13 protein-coding genes are annotated in these 14,327 nt (G+C 69.1%); 8 read left to right on the plus strand and 5 right to left on the minus strand.

All coding sequences use genetic code 11. From position 1 onward, the window contains the following. Window positions 1-8: 8 nt before the first annotated feature. Window positions 9-1,208 (minus strand): MATE family efflux transporter, encoded by a 1,200-nt coding sequence (locus VIP82_RS16445; RefSeq protein ID WP_331910535.1) that lies wholly within the window; start codon window positions 1,206-1,208, stop codon window positions 9-11. Next, entirely contained in the window at window positions 1,205-2,347 is a 1,143-nt protein-coding gene (locus tag VIP82_RS16450) for a glycosyltransferase family 4 protein (protein ID WP_331910537.1), read from the minus strand. Before VIP82_RS16450 ends, VIP82_RS16445 begins: the two co-directional genes overlap by 4 nt. A gap of 115 nt (window positions 2,348-2,462) precedes the next feature. Here VIP82_RS16450 and VIP82_RS16455 point away from each other — a divergent pair, with 115 nt between their 5' ends. Next, complete coding sequence (locus tag VIP82_RS16455; protein ID WP_331910539.1) at window positions 2,463-3,017, plus strand: DapH/DapD/GlmU-related protein; 555 nt, start codon at window positions 2,463-2,465, stop codon at window positions 3,015-3,017. Then, complete coding sequence (locus VIP82_RS16460) at window positions 3,014-4,117, plus strand: glycosyltransferase (RefSeq protein ID WP_331910541.1); 1,104 nt, start codon at window positions 3,014-3,016, stop codon at window positions 4,115-4,117. The genes VIP82_RS16455 and VIP82_RS16460 overlap by 4 nt, the downstream gene beginning before the upstream one ends. Before the next feature lie 10 nt (window positions 4,118-4,127). Here VIP82_RS16460 and VIP82_RS16465 read toward each other — a convergent pair whose 3' ends face one another. Further along, complete coding sequence (locus VIP82_RS16465) at window positions 4,128-5,714, minus strand: hypothetical protein (RefSeq protein WP_331910543.1); 1,587 nt, start codon at window positions 5,712-5,714, stop codon at window positions 4,128-4,130. A gap of 118 nt (window positions 5,715-5,832) precedes the next feature. Between VIP82_RS16465 and VIP82_RS16470 the strand changes: the two genes are divergently transcribed. After that, complete coding sequence (locus VIP82_RS16470) at window positions 5,833-7,434, plus strand: tyrosine-protein kinase domain-containing protein (protein ID WP_331910545.1); 1,602 nt, start codon at window positions 5,833-5,835, stop codon at window positions 7,432-7,434. A 4-nt stretch (window positions 7,435-7,438) separates the two neighbouring features. Next, the gene (locus tag VIP82_RS16475) at window positions 7,439-8,026 is read left to right on the plus strand and encodes an arsenate reductase/protein-tyrosine-phosphatase family protein (RefSeq protein ID WP_331910547.1); all 588 of its coding nucleotides are present in this window, start codon (window positions 7,439-7,441) and stop codon (window positions 8,024-8,026) included. Here the strand turns inward: VIP82_RS16475 and VIP82_RS16480 are convergent. Then, complete coding sequence (locus VIP82_RS16480) at window positions 8,013-9,896, minus strand: glycoside hydrolase family 71 protein (RefSeq protein ID WP_331910549.1); 1,884 nt, start codon at window positions 9,894-9,896, stop codon at window positions 8,013-8,015. The two genes, VIP82_RS16475 and VIP82_RS16480, sit on opposite strands and share 14 nt — an antisense overlap. Window positions 9,897-10,288: 392 nt before the next feature. Between VIP82_RS16480 and VIP82_RS16485 the strand changes: the two genes are divergently transcribed. Continuing rightward, complete coding sequence (locus VIP82_RS16485; protein ID WP_331910551.1) at window positions 10,289-11,020, plus strand: SGNH/GDSL hydrolase family protein; 732 nt, start codon at window positions 10,289-10,291, stop codon at window positions 11,018-11,020. 130 nt (window positions 11,021-11,150) lie between these two features. Next, window positions 11,151-11,624, plus strand: coding sequence for an FAD synthase family protein (locus VIP82_RS16490; RefSeq protein WP_331910553.1), 474 nt, complete (start codon window positions 11,151-11,153; stop codon window positions 11,622-11,624). Window positions 11,625-11,667: 43 nt separating this feature from the next. Here VIP82_RS16490 and VIP82_RS16495 read toward each other — a convergent pair whose 3' ends face one another. Beyond that, complete coding sequence (locus VIP82_RS16495) at window positions 11,668-12,825, minus strand: glycosyltransferase (RefSeq protein ID WP_331910555.1); 1,158 nt, start codon at window positions 12,823-12,825, stop codon at window positions 11,668-11,670. A gap of 151 nt (window positions 12,826-12,976) precedes the next feature. Between VIP82_RS16495 and VIP82_RS16500 the strand changes: the two genes are divergently transcribed. Then, window positions 12,977-13,234, plus strand: coding sequence for a glutaredoxin domain-containing protein (locus tag VIP82_RS16500; RefSeq protein ID WP_331910557.1), 258 nt, complete (start codon window positions 12,977-12,979; stop codon window positions 13,232-13,234). Between the two features lie 61 nt (window positions 13,235-13,295). Further along, on the plus strand, window positions 13,296-14,150 hold the full coding sequence (gene kynA, locus VIP82_RS16505) for a tryptophan 2,3-dioxygenase (protein WP_331910559.1): 855 nt from the start codon (window positions 13,296-13,298) through the stop codon (window positions 14,148-14,150). The last annotated feature ends 177 nt before the right edge of the window (window positions 14,151-14,327 follow it).

A 14,327-nucleotide genomic window follows, 5' to 3' on the forward strand; every position in this document is an offset into this window, starting at 1 on the left:
ACGGGCGGCTACGGCGCCGCACGTGTGTCGCGTCGGTAGTAGAACAGCGCGACGGGGAGGAACAGGAGCGGGGCCGAGACCGCGTTCGCGGCGAAGCCCAGCACGAGGCTCCACTCGTCGCCGCCGAGCGCGTAGCCGAAGAGGAACCCTGCTGTCGTGGCCACGGCGATGCCGATGCGGACCAGCGTGACCGCCGATTGGTGATCGAGCACCCGCAGCACGATGCCGTGGATGCCCGCCCATCCCGTGAGGATCGTCGACGCGCCGACCAGGACGAGGCCGAGAAGGAGGTCCGCACGTTCGACGCCCGCTGGCGCCCAGCCGCTGAACCAGACGACGCCCACAAGGAACGCGACACCGGCGGTCGCGAGGAGTCCGAGCCGGATGCTGGCACGCCAGCCGCGCGCGATGATCGCCGACGCCTGCCGGTAGTCGGCATGCGTGGCGCCGTCGGCGACGATGTTCGTCGTCGTCGCCGCGAACGCCAGATTCAAGGGCCCGAGCAGGGTCTGCGCGAGCCGGACTCCACCGATGAGGTCGTTCGCGCCTGAACCGGCGAGCACGAAGAGGGGCACCGAGACGATGAACTGCCCGACGACGAAGTCGAGCGTCTGCCAGGCAGCGGACGACCTGTAGCTGCGGTAGGGGTAGACCCCCACGCGCAGCGGGACCTGAGGGAGCACCACGGCAGCCGCGATCGCGCAAGACACCCCGATCGCGAGCATGAACGACAGCGGCGTGGCGGCGAGAACCGGCAGCGCCGTCGCCGAGACGAGCGCCACGCGCACCGCATCTCCGGCTGCCACGGCCCAGCGGCGGCTCGAGCCGATGGCGCGGAATCGGACCCAGTCGTAGAACACCGGAACGGCGCCGGCGACACCGATGATCGCAGCCTCGCCGGCAGCGACCCCGCCCGACGTGATCGCGATCGCCCCCACCGCGAGAGCAGACAGCGATGACACGATGAGCATGTACCGCGCGGGCACAAGGGAATGCGAGTCGATTCGCTGGAAGATCAGCGCAGGTTGGAGGAGCGCCGCCCGGGATCCTCCGACCGCGAGCGCACTGGCCAGCGTGATGATCGAGAACGAGGTGAACGCCGCGGGATCCATGCGGACCGCGGCGATCAGCAGAGGCAGCGCCCCCGCGGCGCTCGAGAGGATCTGCGCGACCGTCAGCGGACGGGGGAGCCTCGGACGGGCACTCATCTCGCCGCCGCTCGAACCGCGGCTTCGAGATTGGCGCCGACGGCCTCGACACTGAACCGGTGCGGGGGCGCGGCAGCGATCGACAGTTGCTCTGCGAGGTGCGCGTCGTGCCGCAGGAAGGTGGCGAGGGCATCGGCAAGCGCTTGCGAGTCGACGGGATCGACGGCGACGGCGGCGGCCCCTGACTCGATGATCTCCTCGGCCGCCCCGTCCCGCGCCGACAGCACGACGGGACGCCGCGCGTTGACGGCCTCGAAGCCCGCGAGCGAGCGGTAGTCGCCCTGCGTCGGACAGATCACGACATGCGCGCGAGCATAGTCCGCAGCCACCTCGTCGTGCGGCCTCCGACCGTGGAAGCGCACCCTCGCTACCAGCCCCAGTTCGACGACCTGCCGCTCGAGCGCCGCGCGCTCAGGTCCGTCCCCGACGACATCCAGTGTCCACTCCCGTACGTGCTCGGGGAGGACGGCGAGGGCGGCGAGCAGGAGGTGAAGCCCCTTCCTGCGCTGAAGGCTGTTCAGGAACAGGAAGCGCACCGGGCCGCCGTCGTCGAAGGCCGGCGGCGGATCCTCCGCCGGCTGGGACGTGAGGTACGGCCCGACGCGCAGTCGCCCGGCCCGGATGCCGAGACGCTCCCGCGCGTACCGCGCGGTCCGCTCATTGCTCACCAGCACGATGTGCGACCGACGCGCGAAGATCCGCTTCACCGTGGTCGCGAGTCGGCCCTCCGCGCCGCCGCGGAACGACGGCTCGGACTCGATCAGCTGCACCACACGCCGTCGCCGGAGGTGCGCCGCGGCGGCCGAGACCAATGCCGTGGGAGTGAACTCGACGACGATGACGACATCGGTCGGACGCCGCAGCATCCGCCAGACCGCTCGGGGCGTCGGCACGCGGAGGTTGCCCGTATACGTGAACTCCCCCACCCGGCGGTCGCGTCCGCGCACCCAGAAGCGCAGGTCCGGGGCGAGCGGGAGCTCCGGGTATCGCTCGAGCGGATAGCCCTCTCTCACCAGGACGGCGGCCTCCGGAAACCTTCGGGCGAACTGCCCGAGGACCTCACGGAAGTAGGCCAGATCGTCGCCGAACCCGAAGGCGCCGCTCACCCACACCGCTCGCAGTCGATCGGACCCTGTCACCCGGCCCTCCCTCGACGGTGTGATCGACCGCGACAGCAGTGAGCGGTCCGCGAGGTGCGTGCGAGTGATCATATCCGCTGACCCGCGGAAATCACGCGTGGCTAGGATGTCGCCCATGGGGGGACGACGCAGTCTTGCCGGTTTCACGGGCGCCGGCTACGACAAAGGGCGCGGCATCGCCTGGCAGGCGGCATGGCAGCTCGCCTCCAGCCTTCTCGTGATGCCCTGGTTCGTGCCGCCCAAGGTCCGCGTCACCGTGCTGAGAGCGTTCGGCGCCAGGATCGGCCAGGGTGTGAACCTCCGTTCCGGCGTTCGCGTCCACTGGCCGTGGAAGCTCACGATCGGCGACGACTCATGGATCGGCGAACGCGTGTGGATCCTCAATCTCGAGCCGGTGACGATCGGCAGTGACGTCTGCGTCTCACAGGGCGTCTTCCTCTGCACCGGGAGCCACGACCGACGCTCGCCGACGTTCGAGTTCGACAACGCGCCGATCACGATCGACGACGGAGCGTGGATCGCGGCGCGGGCGACGGTCCTGCGCGGCGTGAGGGTGGGCCGGGATGCGCTCGTCGGCGCCACGGCGCTGGTCACCTCGGACGTGCAGCCGGGATCCATCGTCCTCGCCCCGCGCGCATCCGTCCGCGACCCGGTGGAGCCGACCGCGTGAAGATCCTCGGAGTGGTCACGCTGCTGAGCCCGTCGGGCGAGTACGGCGGACCGACCCGGGTCGCGGTCAATCAGCTCCGCGCACTCCAGGACCGCGGGCACCAGGTGGTGCTCGCCGGGACGCACCGGGGGTTCGAGGGGAACGTGCCGACCGAGATCGAAGGCGTGCCGGCCAGGCTCTTCCCGGCCCGGACCCTCCTGCCCCGGACCGGGTTCGCCGGGCTCGGCTCCCCCGAGCTGTGGAGAGCCGTCCACCGCCACGCCCGGGAGTTCGACGTCGTCCACGTGCACGCGGCGCGCGACCTGGTGACGCTTCCTTCGGCGCTCATCGCGCTCCGACGCGCGGTGCCCGTCGTCGTGCAGACGCACGGCATGATCGACGAGACGAGCCATCCGCTCGCCGTTCCCCTCGATCTGGCGCTGACCCGGCCCGTGCTGCGCGGAGCGCGGATCGTCACCTACCTGACCTCGCGCGAGCGCGCGTCGCTGGACGTCGTCTCCCGCGGTGAGGCTCGACTGGAAGAGCTGCCCAACGGGGTCCCGCTGGAAGCGGCGGCAGCAGCAGCCGGTCCGACGAGGGTGCTCTACCTTGCTCGTCTCGCGCCCCGCAAGCACCCGGTCGCGTTCGTCGCGGCCGCGGCGCGCGTCGCTGCCGACTTCCCCGACGCCGCCTTCGCGCTCGTCGGACCGGATGAGGGCGAGGGTGCATCGGTGCTGAGGGCGATCGCCTCCTCCGGAGCGGCCGATCGCATCACGTGGGAGGGTCCTGTCCGCATGAGCGGGGCGGCCGCGCGGATGCGGCAGGCCACGCTGTATGTGCTGCCGAGTGTCGACGAGCCCTACCCGATGTCCGTGCTGGAGGCGATGTCGGTGGGGCTGCCCGTCGTCGTCACCGACAGCTGCGGACTGGCTCCGTTCGTCGGTGAGCACGACGCGGGCATCGTGACGGACCACACGGTCGAGAGCCTCGCCGATGCGCTGCGCACCCTGGTCGCGGATCCGGAGCGCGCCGCAGCGATGGGCGCGCGCGGTCGGGATGCGGTGCGCGCGGAGCGCAGCATGGCCGTCATCGCCGAGCGTCTCGAGCACTTCTACCGGTAGCAGCGGCTGCTCATGCCGGGGCCTCTGGCGCCCGCTGAATCGGTGCGTGGATCGATTCGGCGGCGGTCGCATCGGGCGTGGGCTGTGGCGGCGGGCCCGGGTCGGGACCCGCCTCCGCCCGTCCCCGGCCGCCGACGACGAGCAAGATGCAGAGGACGGTGAGGAACAGCGCCCCGGTGGCCTGCAGCAGCGATCCGCGCAAGAGGATCGTCATGAAGACGGGGAAGATGGCACCGACGATGGCCCAGACCCCGCCGACTCGCAGGGCGGGAACGATCCGGCTGTCCATCGCACGAAGCAGCAGTCCGAGGAGCAGGAAGCCGACCACGACGGCGATGATGCCGCCGTTCACCAGCGCCTCGGCCCACGTCGGCGCTGACAGATTGTCGAAGGTGTATCCCCGGTACTCGGCCAGGAGGATGCCGGTGTCGGTGGGCTTGTTCGGCCAGAGGGCTCGAGGAACCCAGAAGAGGACGCTGCCGGCGAACTGGTTCATCGGTGCGACGAGACCGTCCACCCAGTAGGACAGCGCATTGGCGACCTGCCAGAACGCGTCGTAGTCCGGATTGGACAGGTACTCGTCGAAGAAGCCCGACCGGGTGCCCGTCGCCGCACCCACGCGGCGGAATGCGTCGGCGATCGGGAAGACGAACAGGAATCCGGCGATCGCCGCGAGCATCGTGATCCGCGCCCGTCGGCGCGTCCGCACGGCGCCGGCGTAGACCGCCAGAGCGAACACGACGGTCCCGAAGGAATACCTCGCACTCGTGATCGGATTGACGATGAGGAGGAGGACCACCGCACCCGTCACGGCTCCGGCCAGCGCCAGCCGACGACTCTGGGCACTGCTCGCGGTGCGGCGCAGCTGGGCCATCGCGCCGACCGCGACCAGCATCGGGTAGATGCCACTCGCGTAGATGATGCTTCGGACCGCGGGGTCCGGCCACGCGGCGGCACGCGCCGCGGCCGCCGCATCCCGGCTTCCGAGCAGCGCGATCGCACCGAGCTTCCACAGGACGTAGCCGCTCAGGGCGAGGGAGACGACGAAGAGCGCGACGGTGCGCCAGCTGCTGACCGGACGCACGACGAGTGGCCGCCCCGCCGTCCGACGACGACCCTCTCGCAGCATGAACAGCAGGCGTCCCACCTCGTAGCAGAACACGCCGAGCACGACCACCCCCGCCGTCGGCATGTCGAGTCCGGTGTCGACTCCGGGCGTCGTCGTCGACGTGAGGCCGGACAGGATCTGGGCGGTCGGTGCCATGCCCATGAAGATGTAGACGAACAGCCAGAAGAAGAAGTCGAACAGCCTCGGCGTTCCGCGCACCCAGAGCAGCGAGAGGCGGATGCCGGCCCAGACCAGGAGCACGAGAGTGACGACCCAGGCGTCACTGCGTGGCAGATCCGCGACATCGGCGATCAGGAATGCCGGGACCCCGACCGACAGGACCGCCAGGGATGTGACGAGGAAGAGGACGCGCAACCCTCGTCGCAGCTCGTCGTCCCCCGCTGCATCGGGAGCGCGGTAGGCGACTCGCGCGCCGTGGGATCCGTCGCGGCGCGGCCCGGATTGCGACAGCTGATCGGTTCGCGTCATCGGCGCCGTCCACGAGGATTTCGGAAGTGCTGAGCGCTCAGTCCGAGAGATATAGCATTATAAGGGGATTGGGGAGAATTTCGGTTCGTTCTGCCCCTCGGCGTGATCGGACGAGGGTATGGAAACCAGAAGTCTGCTGCGGCTCATCCGCCATCACTGGGCGGTGGTCGTATCGTGCATCCTGCTCGGCGTGCTCGCAGGTTGGCTGCTCGTCGTGTCCACTCCCCGCGAGTACACCGCGAGCGCGGACGTGTTCGTCACCGTCACCGGCGGGGCGAGCACCGGAGAGCTCGCGCAATCGTCGAACTTCTCGCAGCTGCAGGCTCGGAATTTCAGTGCGATCGCAACCCGCGAGGTGGTGCTCGCCCCCGTCATCGAATCCCTCGACCTCGACGTGACGATCTCGCAGCTGCGCCGGCAGGTATCCACGTCGGTGCCCCTCAACACGAGTGTCATCACCATCTCGGCGACGGACGAATCGCCCGCCCGGGCGGCCGCCATCGCCAACTCGGTGTCGAAGTTCCTCGCGGAGGTCGTTCCCTCACTCACGCCGCGTGTGGACGGCCAGTCGCCCGTCCGGCTGCAGGTGATCGAATCGGCGAAGCCTCCGACGGCGCCGTCGTCGCCCAATGTCCCCCTCCTGCTGCTCACGGGCCTCCTCGCCGGCCTCGTCGCCGCGACGGTCTTCGTCGTGCTCCGGGGCGTCGTCGATGCCCGCGTCCGCGACAAGGAGCAGGTCACGGAGATCACCGGGCTGCCGGTGCTGGGGGTCGTCTCGTTCGACCGCCGCGCGCAGAGGGATCCCATCGCCGTCGTCAAGGCCGGCTCCCGGCGCGGCGAGGAGTATCGGCAGCTGCGCGCCAATCTTCGATTCCTCCAGCCCGGGGAAGTCCACAAGGTCTTCTCGATCACGTCGTCCCGCCCGGGCGAGGGCAAGAGCGCGACAGCGGCCAACATCGCCGCCGCGCTGGCCGCGTCGGGTCTCGCGGTCTGCCTCGTGGAAGCCGACCTGCGCCGACCGACGCTGGGCGGCCTGCTCGATCTCCCGGAGTACTCCGGGTTCACCGACGTGCTCACCGGGGACATCGCGCTGGAGGACGCGATCGTGAGCTGGGGCCCTGACGACCTCAAGGTCCTCCTCGCCGGCTCGCGGCCGCCCAACCCGAGCGAACTGCTCGAGTCGACCGCGGCGAGCGCGGCACTCCAGCGGATACGCGAACGCTTCGATGTGACCATCATCGACTGCCCGCCCATCAATCCCGTGCCGGACGGTGCAGTGGTGGCGCGATTGCTCGGTGGCGTCATCATGGTCATCGGTGCCCGCGTGCTTCGCGTGCGTGAACTGCGTCGGGCGCTGGACCGTTTGGCCTCCCTGGGGACGTCGGTCGAGGGGGCGGTGTTCAACATGTCCCGATCGCGAGAGGATCGCCGCTACGACTACGCGCCGGCGAAGGCGCCGGCGCGCCCGACCGAGGACGACGTCGCGGACGCACGGTCTGAGGCGGCGCCGGGTGCCGACGCCGCGGACGATGGCCCAGCCATCGGCACGACAGTCCCGCCGCATGAGTCGGGGGATCCGCATCCGGGCGAGCAAGAGCCCGCCGTCCCGCGCGGCCGGCCGGTGGACGAAGTGTCCGACCAGCGAGCGGGAAGGCGCCGCTCGGCGTCACCTGCCCACTTCCCCCCGCTCAGCGCGGTCGAGTCGCAGCGCGAGACCTGACGCCATGAGCGACGGCAACGGTTCGATCCTCTTCGTCTGCACGGGTAACGTGTGCCGGTCTCCGTACCTGGAGTGGGGGCTGCGAGCAGGGCTCGAGTCCGCGGGCGGTCCCGTCATCCGTCTGACGTCGGCGGGAGTCGCGCCCCTCCTCGGCCACCCCATGAGCAACTACTTGCTCGAGCGCCTCCAGAACAGAGGAATCGACGCGTCGGAGTTCCGGGCGCGGGCGCTGACGGAGGGGATGGTGGCACGGGCTGACGTCGTGCTCACCGCTTCGCGCGAGCATCGGGGACTCATCGTCCGGCAGATGCCGGCCGCGGCGACGCGGACGTTCACCGTCCTGCAGTTCGCACGTCTCCTGCGCGCCGATCCCGCATCGCCGGGCGTGGGTGCCGACCTGCCTGATCTGGTGACCCGCGCCCAGCAGGCGCGTGGCCTGGCGGGCGCCTCGACGGAGCATGACGACATCGAGGACCCGTGGAAGCATTCCCGCAGGGTCTATGCGCGGAGCGCGGAAAAGATGGACGAGGTGCTCGAGGAGATCCTCGAGCACCTCGTCTCGCGACGAACCGCCGGTATTACCAGCTGCTGACCGCGTAGTACTGCAGGTCCTGCACGTACGGCGTCGACACCACCTGGTACGGCGAGGTGACGGACTCCGCCGTCGCGCCCGACCGGACGATCTTCGCCGACACGCTTCCCAGCTTCAGCGGCACCGTGTAGGCGGAGACTCCCGCAGGCGCCGAGAAGCTCGTGGTCGTGCCGCCGACGGTGATCTGCACTGTCGCTGCGGACGGCAGCCACACGAGCGCCTCGACCGTGTCGCGAGCAGGCGTCGAGGTGCCGTCGAGGGCGGGGGCGCCCATCAGCGACTGGGAGTACGACGGCTTCGCATCCACGAACTGCGTGCGGTGGGTGAGCACGATGGCATCCGAGGTGATCGCCGGCTGCGAGCCGGTGTGGAACCACGAGGTGTAGTACCGCGTCAGATCCAGGAAAGCGGAGCCGTGGTCCTGGGACGGCGCGATCTGAGTCGACTCGCTGTAGTCGTTCCAGGTCACGAGCTGGACGTAGTCGGCCTTCTGGGAGATCGCCCTGTTCCACTGCGCCCGCACGGAGGCGGTGTTGTTCGCCTCAGCCCACGACTGCGAATTGAAGCGGACGTCCTGCACCGCGACCGGCGCCATCCACGTCTTGCCGAGGGCGTGGGCGCGTGCCACGTTGTCCGGGCTGTTCAGCGTCGTGCGCTCCGTGCGCGTTCCCCAGTTGCCGAAGCCGTCCGCGATGGGAGCGTAGGCCTTGAAGTTGGCGTCGCTCGCGTTGTTGAACACGGCCTGGAACGTGATGGGGAGCCCGTACTTGGTCTCGAGCAGGTTGATGACCTGGGTCCACCACGAGACCGATGCGCCTTCCGCCTTGAAGCTGGACAGGACGTATTCGCCGTCCTCCTTGTAGGCGGAGCCCGACTTGTAGAGCTGGCTGAGCAGTGAGGCGGCCGTGTCGGGAGTGTTGGAGGAGAAGCTGGAGGAACCGTCGACCATGGGCACGACGGCGAACCCGCCGACCTGCGCGGCTGCCTTCATCAGGTTGACGGAGGCGTCCCAGTTCTGGCCGCTCGCGCTCATGAGGTTGAGCGTGAAGCCGTCGATGCCCGCGGACTTGGCCTGCCGGACCTCGGTGGCGAAGTTGTCCACCCGCCAGGTCGTCGAGGTCGACACTCCGGGTGAGATCGGTCGGTCGCGCAGAAGGCCGCCGACGGATGCGAACTTGCCGCCCTCACCATCCGGGCTGAGGTAGTTGCGGGTGTAGTAGTCGGTCGACTCGGTCTTGTTGTCGATCGACAGCGGATACGGCACGAAGTAGTGCGCGAAGACGAGCGGGCCGTCGGCAGGGGTCTCCGCAGGAGTCGTCGGAGCTGGCGCCGGCGTGGGCGTCGTGGACACCGGCGCCGTGCTCACCTCGATGCGGGGTACGTCGGTGTTGAAGCGCTCCATCCGAAGCTGAATGTACCGCTGGCTGTAGTTCAGTGCCAGGGCGAAGTCACCTGTGGTGGCGACGGAGCGGACGTCGAGCGGGATGCGGAGCGTCTGACCCTTCACCGCGGTCGCGCTGGGCTGCGAAACCGCGGACCCTGTCGTGCCCGGCTGGTTGTCGTGGGTCAGCGAGGTGGACTTCCACGAGGCGGAAGTGGGGTACGCGACGAGTCCGGGCGCGGTGGCCGTGGTGCTGTTGACCTTGACCACGAGCGTCGCGGCCGTCACCTGGCGTCCGGCGAGCGCGTCGCCGTCGAACTTGAGGTAGGTGCGGTCGGAGGTCGCGGTCGCGCTCAGCAGACCGGACTGCGGCACGGTCGGCTGACGTGTCGTCGTCCAGGCCGTATCGGTGGCGGAGAGGACGACCTCATCCGCAGCGCTGGCGCGGTCCGCGCCTGTGGTGACCGGGATGATGGCGCCCGCCACCACCGCGGCGATGATGAAGGCACCCAGTGCCTTCGTACGGCGCGCGAGGCCGTGGGTCTCGCCCGTTGCGGGCTGGTTTCTAAGGCGGTGACGTGGGGATATTCGGAGGTTTTGAGTAACGGGAGATGTCACGGGTGACTCTTGTCCTTCGTAGTTGATCGGGGCGGGCTGCGCTACGACCCCCATCGCGGCGCGATCCCCCAGACGAATACGTCACGTTAGCCGCGGGGCGCGTGCCGCTCCTAATCGAGAGCGCGTATATTAGGTGATTCTCAGAAACCGGCGCGACGGCGACACGGCCATTGCCGCGAGATCGTTACCGATTTTCGGTAGGATCTCCTCGTCGGCCGGTACCCGAAACCAGGCCGGGTCTGTCTGCGGGGACGGCCATGCGAATGCTCGGTAGAGACGTGGGCGGCATGCCGCTGTGGGCGCTCACGCTCGTGATCGTCGCAGTCGTCGCCATCGCCGCTTTCTTGAGCAGTGGAGGCGCTGCGCGCGGCAAGATCCCTCAGTACACGCCCCCTGGCGATGCCGCCGCGCCGACAATCCCCGCGCCTATGCCGCTGGCCGTCTTCATCGGCGACTCCTACACGCAAGGAGCGGGAGGCGGCGGGGTTCGGTGGCCGACCCTGGTCGGGGAAGCGCACGGATGGGACGTCGACAACCTCGGCCTGGGCGGAACGGGCTACATCAGAACCTCCGACGCGAACAGCTGCGGGCGCGCGTACTGCGGGAGCTACGGCCAGACGATCGAGGAGATCATCGGCTCGCCGACGTACATCGTCGTCTCCGGAGGACGCAACGACGTCGGCCTCCCGACGGCCGATGTCGCCGCTGCCGCCGACGCGCTGTTCGGCGAGCTCCGCGATCGTTACCCCGACGCCATGATCTTCGTGATGGCTCCCTGGTTCGACGACGATCCGCCGCCACCCTCCGCGGGCGAGTTCGCCCAGGCGATCCAAGCGGCGGCGCTCGAGAATCAGCTCGTCTATCTCGACTCCGGCCAGCCGCTGTTCGGCAGGGCCGACCTCCTCTCCGAGGACGGCGTCCACCCCAACGCGGCGGGCTATCAGGCGCTCGCGGCAGCGGTCACGGCGGTCCTTGATCCTCAACTCGCGCCATAGGCCGGCGATCCCGAACCACGCCGCGGCACCGCACCGACAGGCGCGGCCCTGTCGGTGCGATCAGGTCTGCTGTAGGGTTCGGCGTACAGACCGGGTGTGTGGGACACCTTGGGATTCACATGGGGGAATCATGGCTGTACGCATCGGCTATGCCGCCGGGGCATTCGACCTCTTTCACGTCGGACACCTCAACATCCTTCGACATGCCAAGGAGAACTGCGACTTCCTCATCGCGGGTGTCGTGAGCGACGAGATGCTCCGGCTCGTGAAGAAGGTCGATCCGATCATCCCGACCGCCGAGCGCGTCGAGATCGTCCGGAGCATCACGTACGTCGACAGCGTCCACATCGAGACTGTGCCCGACAAGCTCGAGACGTGGCGACAGCTGCACTTCACCCACTTCTTCAAGGGCGACGACTGGCGCGGCACCGAGAAGGGCGCTCAGTTGGAACGGGAGTTCGCCGAGGTGGGCGTCGAGGTCGTCTATTTCCCCTATACGGTGCACACGTCGAGCACCGCGCTGCGTCACGCCCTCGAGATCATGTCCGCATCGCTCGCCCATGACGAGATGCTCCCCGGTGGGCTCGCCGTCTCGCATGGCTGAGCATCGGGCATGACCGGCGACGGGAGCCGCGGCATCCGCTCTCCTACAGCTCGCCGGGCTGCATGACCTCCTGGTCGATCTCCTCGACGAGACGGCGCGCACGCGATGGCTCGACACCGGGCTTGCGCGGCGCGTAGACGACGAGCGAGTGGAACAGGAAGCGCACGAAGAACGCCAGCACGAGGGTGATCGCCGTCGCCACGACGGCGGAGATGTGGCCGGTCGACACCATGACCGCCACGATCGGGATGCGCACCAGCGCCTCGGCGTTGTTGAACGTGAAGGACTTGGCGAACCGCAGCCACACGCCCGCCGCGTTGTCGCGCATGTCGTCGAAGACGAAGCGCTCCTGCAGCAGGAAGTTGCCGACGATCGTCACCTCGGCGGCGACGATGGCGGCGACGATGTAGTCGACGCCCAGCTGGGTGAGCGCCCATACGATCGCCACGTTCGCGATCGCGCCGAGGCCGCCGATCACCGCGAACAGCGACATCTTGCCGAAGCGCAGGGCGGTCAGCTGAGTGAGGAAGTGCAGTCCCTGCCGCATCGACGCCTTCGACTCGCCGGCGTGACGATCGGCGAAGTCGAAAGGCACCTCGGCGATGCGCATCGGACGACGCGCGAGGATCTCGAGCAGGATCTTGAACCCGCGCGGCCGCAGGAGCGCCTGATCGACGCTGCGGCGGTCGATGAGGAAGAAACCGGTCATGGGGTCGGTGACATCGCGCAGCCGGATCGGGAACATCGCGCGGGTCACCGCCGTCGACGACTTCGACACCATCACGCGCGTGCGATCGGCGAGGCCGTGCGCGGTGCCGCCGCCGGCGTAGCGCGAGGCGATCACCACGTCCACGTCGCCGTGCGAGAACCGTCGCCACAGCTCGGGGATCTTCTCCGGCGGATGCTGCAGATCGCCGTCGATGACCAGGCAGGCGTCGGATGCCGCCGCCGCGAACCCCTCGAGCACCGCACCGCCGAGCCCGCCGACCGCATTGTCGCGATGGATCATGCGCACCGGCAGCGGGGCGTCGGCGGCCACAGCGCGGATCACGTCGGGGGTGGCATCCGTGCTGTCATCCACGAAGACGATCTCGGCGTCGATGCCACCCGGCACCGTGTCGAGCGCGGCGGCGACACGGCGAACGAGCTCCGCCACGTTGGGAGCCTCGTTGTACGTCGGGACGATGATCGACAGCTGCATTGCCGCATATCTTCCCATGCAGCGCTGAACGGGAAGCAAACGGGTGGGGGAAGATCGCCCGTTGCCGACGTTGTGCACGCGCATCCGGGGCGGTCGTGGGCACCGGCCGGCGTCCGGCGCCTGCTCAGGATCCCCGGGTGAGAATGGAAGGATGACCTCCCCCTCGACCATCACCATGTTCGGCGCGGATTGGTGCCGAGACTGCATCCGCACCAAGAAGCAGCTCGACGAGCTCGGCATCTCGTACACCTACGTGGACCTCGTCGCCGACCCCGCCGCAGCGGACGTGGCGCGCGACATCTCGGGCCGCACCAACATCCCCGTCGTCGTCTATCCCGACGCCTCGCACCACGTCGAGCCGTCGAACGCCGACGTCGAGACGAAGCTGCGCGAGCTCTCCCTCATCTGACGCCGGTCGCGGCGCGGGCAGCCCCTGACGCCGCGGCATCCGTCGTCATTAGGCTGAGGCCGTGAGCGTCGAACGCAATACCCGAGCGATCGAGGGAACGGTCGTCACCGATTTCCAGGACCGCATGAGCTACGGCGGGTACCTCGATCTGCCCACCCTGCTGTCGGCCCAGCGTCCGCTCAGCGATCCCGAGCATCACGACGAGCTGCTGTTCATCGTGCAGCACCAGACCACCGAGCTGTGGCTGAAGCTCGTGCTGCACGAGCTCGGCGCCGCCTGCCGGCTGCTGCGCGAGGACCAGCTGGCGCCCGCGCTGAAGTGCATCGCCCGCGTGAAGCACATCCAGAAGACGCTGACCGAGCAGTGGTCGGTGCTCGCGACCCTGACACCCGCCGAGTACGGGCAGTTCCGCGGCGTGCTCGGCAACGCCAGCGGCTTCCAGTCGGCGCAGTACCGCGCCGTCGAGTTCACGCTCGGGAACAAGAACGCCGCGATGCTGCGGGTGTTCGAGTCGGATGCCGCCGCGCATGAACTCATCCAGGCGGCGCTCGAGGCGCCGAGCCTGTACGACGAGTTCCTCGGGCTGCTCGCACGGTCGGGCTATCCGATCCCGGCGGCCGTGCTCGAGCGCGATGTGACGACGGCGTGGACCTACGCCCCGGAGCTCGTCCCCGTTCTCACCGAGATCTACCGCGACCCGCAGACGCATTGGGCCGCGTACGAGACGTGCGAGGAGCTCGTCGACCTGGAGGACAACTTCCAGCTCTGGCGCTTCCGGCACCTGAAGACGGTCGAGCGCATCATCGGCAACAAGACGGGCACCGGCGGGTCGAGCGGTGCGCCGTTCCTCCGGCGCGCGCTCGAGCTCACGTTCTTCCCCGAGCTGTACGCCGTGCGCACCGAGATCCCGGGCTGACGGATGTCGCACGCCGCAGAACCCCGATCGTCCGACCTCCCCGAGGACCCGTGGGCCTCGCCGTCGGCGTCAGACCCTGATCGTGTCGACCTCGGTCCGCTGGCGGTCGCCGTGCGCCGCTCCCTCAACGGCGACCACGCCGGTGAGGTCGGCACCATGCTGCCGCCGCTCGTCGAC

Source organism: Microbacterium sp. (assembly GCF_036566905.1).
GTDB lineage: Bacteria > Actinomycetota > Actinomycetes > Actinomycetales > Microbacteriaceae > Microbacterium.

Coding starts and splice junctions, on each gene's coding strand:
- VIP82_RS16455 (WP_331910539.1), top strand. CDS start 2,463: ATGGGGGGACGACGCAGTCTTGCCGGTTTCACGGGCGCCGGCTACGAC.
- VIP82_RS16470 (WP_331910545.1), top strand. CDS start 5,833: ATGGAAACCAGAAGTCTGCTGCGGCTCATCCGCCATCACTGGGCGGTG.
- VIP82_RS16485 (WP_331910551.1), top strand. CDS start 10,289: ATGCTCGGTAGAGACGTGGGCGGCATGCCGCTGTGGGCGCTCACGCTC.
- VIP82_RS16495 (WP_331910555.1), bottom strand. CDS start 12,825: ATGCAGCTGTCGATCATCGTCCCGACGTACAACGAGGCTCCCAACGTG.
- VIP82_RS16465 (WP_331910543.1), bottom strand. CDS start 5,714: ATGACGCGAACCGATCAGCTGTCGCAATCCGGGCCGCGCCGCGACGGA.
- VIP82_RS16475 (WP_331910547.1), top strand. CDS start 7,439: ATGAGCGACGGCAACGGTTCGATCCTCTTCGTCTGCACGGGTAACGTG.
- VIP82_RS16500 (WP_331910557.1), top strand. CDS start 12,977: ATGACCTCCCCCTCGACCATCACCATGTTCGGCGCGGATTGGTGCCGA.
- VIP82_RS16445 (WP_331910535.1), bottom strand. CDS start 1,208: ATGAGTGCCCGTCCGAGGCTCCCCCGTCCGCTGACGGTCGCGCAGATC.
- VIP82_RS16490 (WP_331910553.1), top strand. CDS start 11,151: ATGGCTGTACGCATCGGCTATGCCGCCGGGGCATTCGACCTCTTTCAC.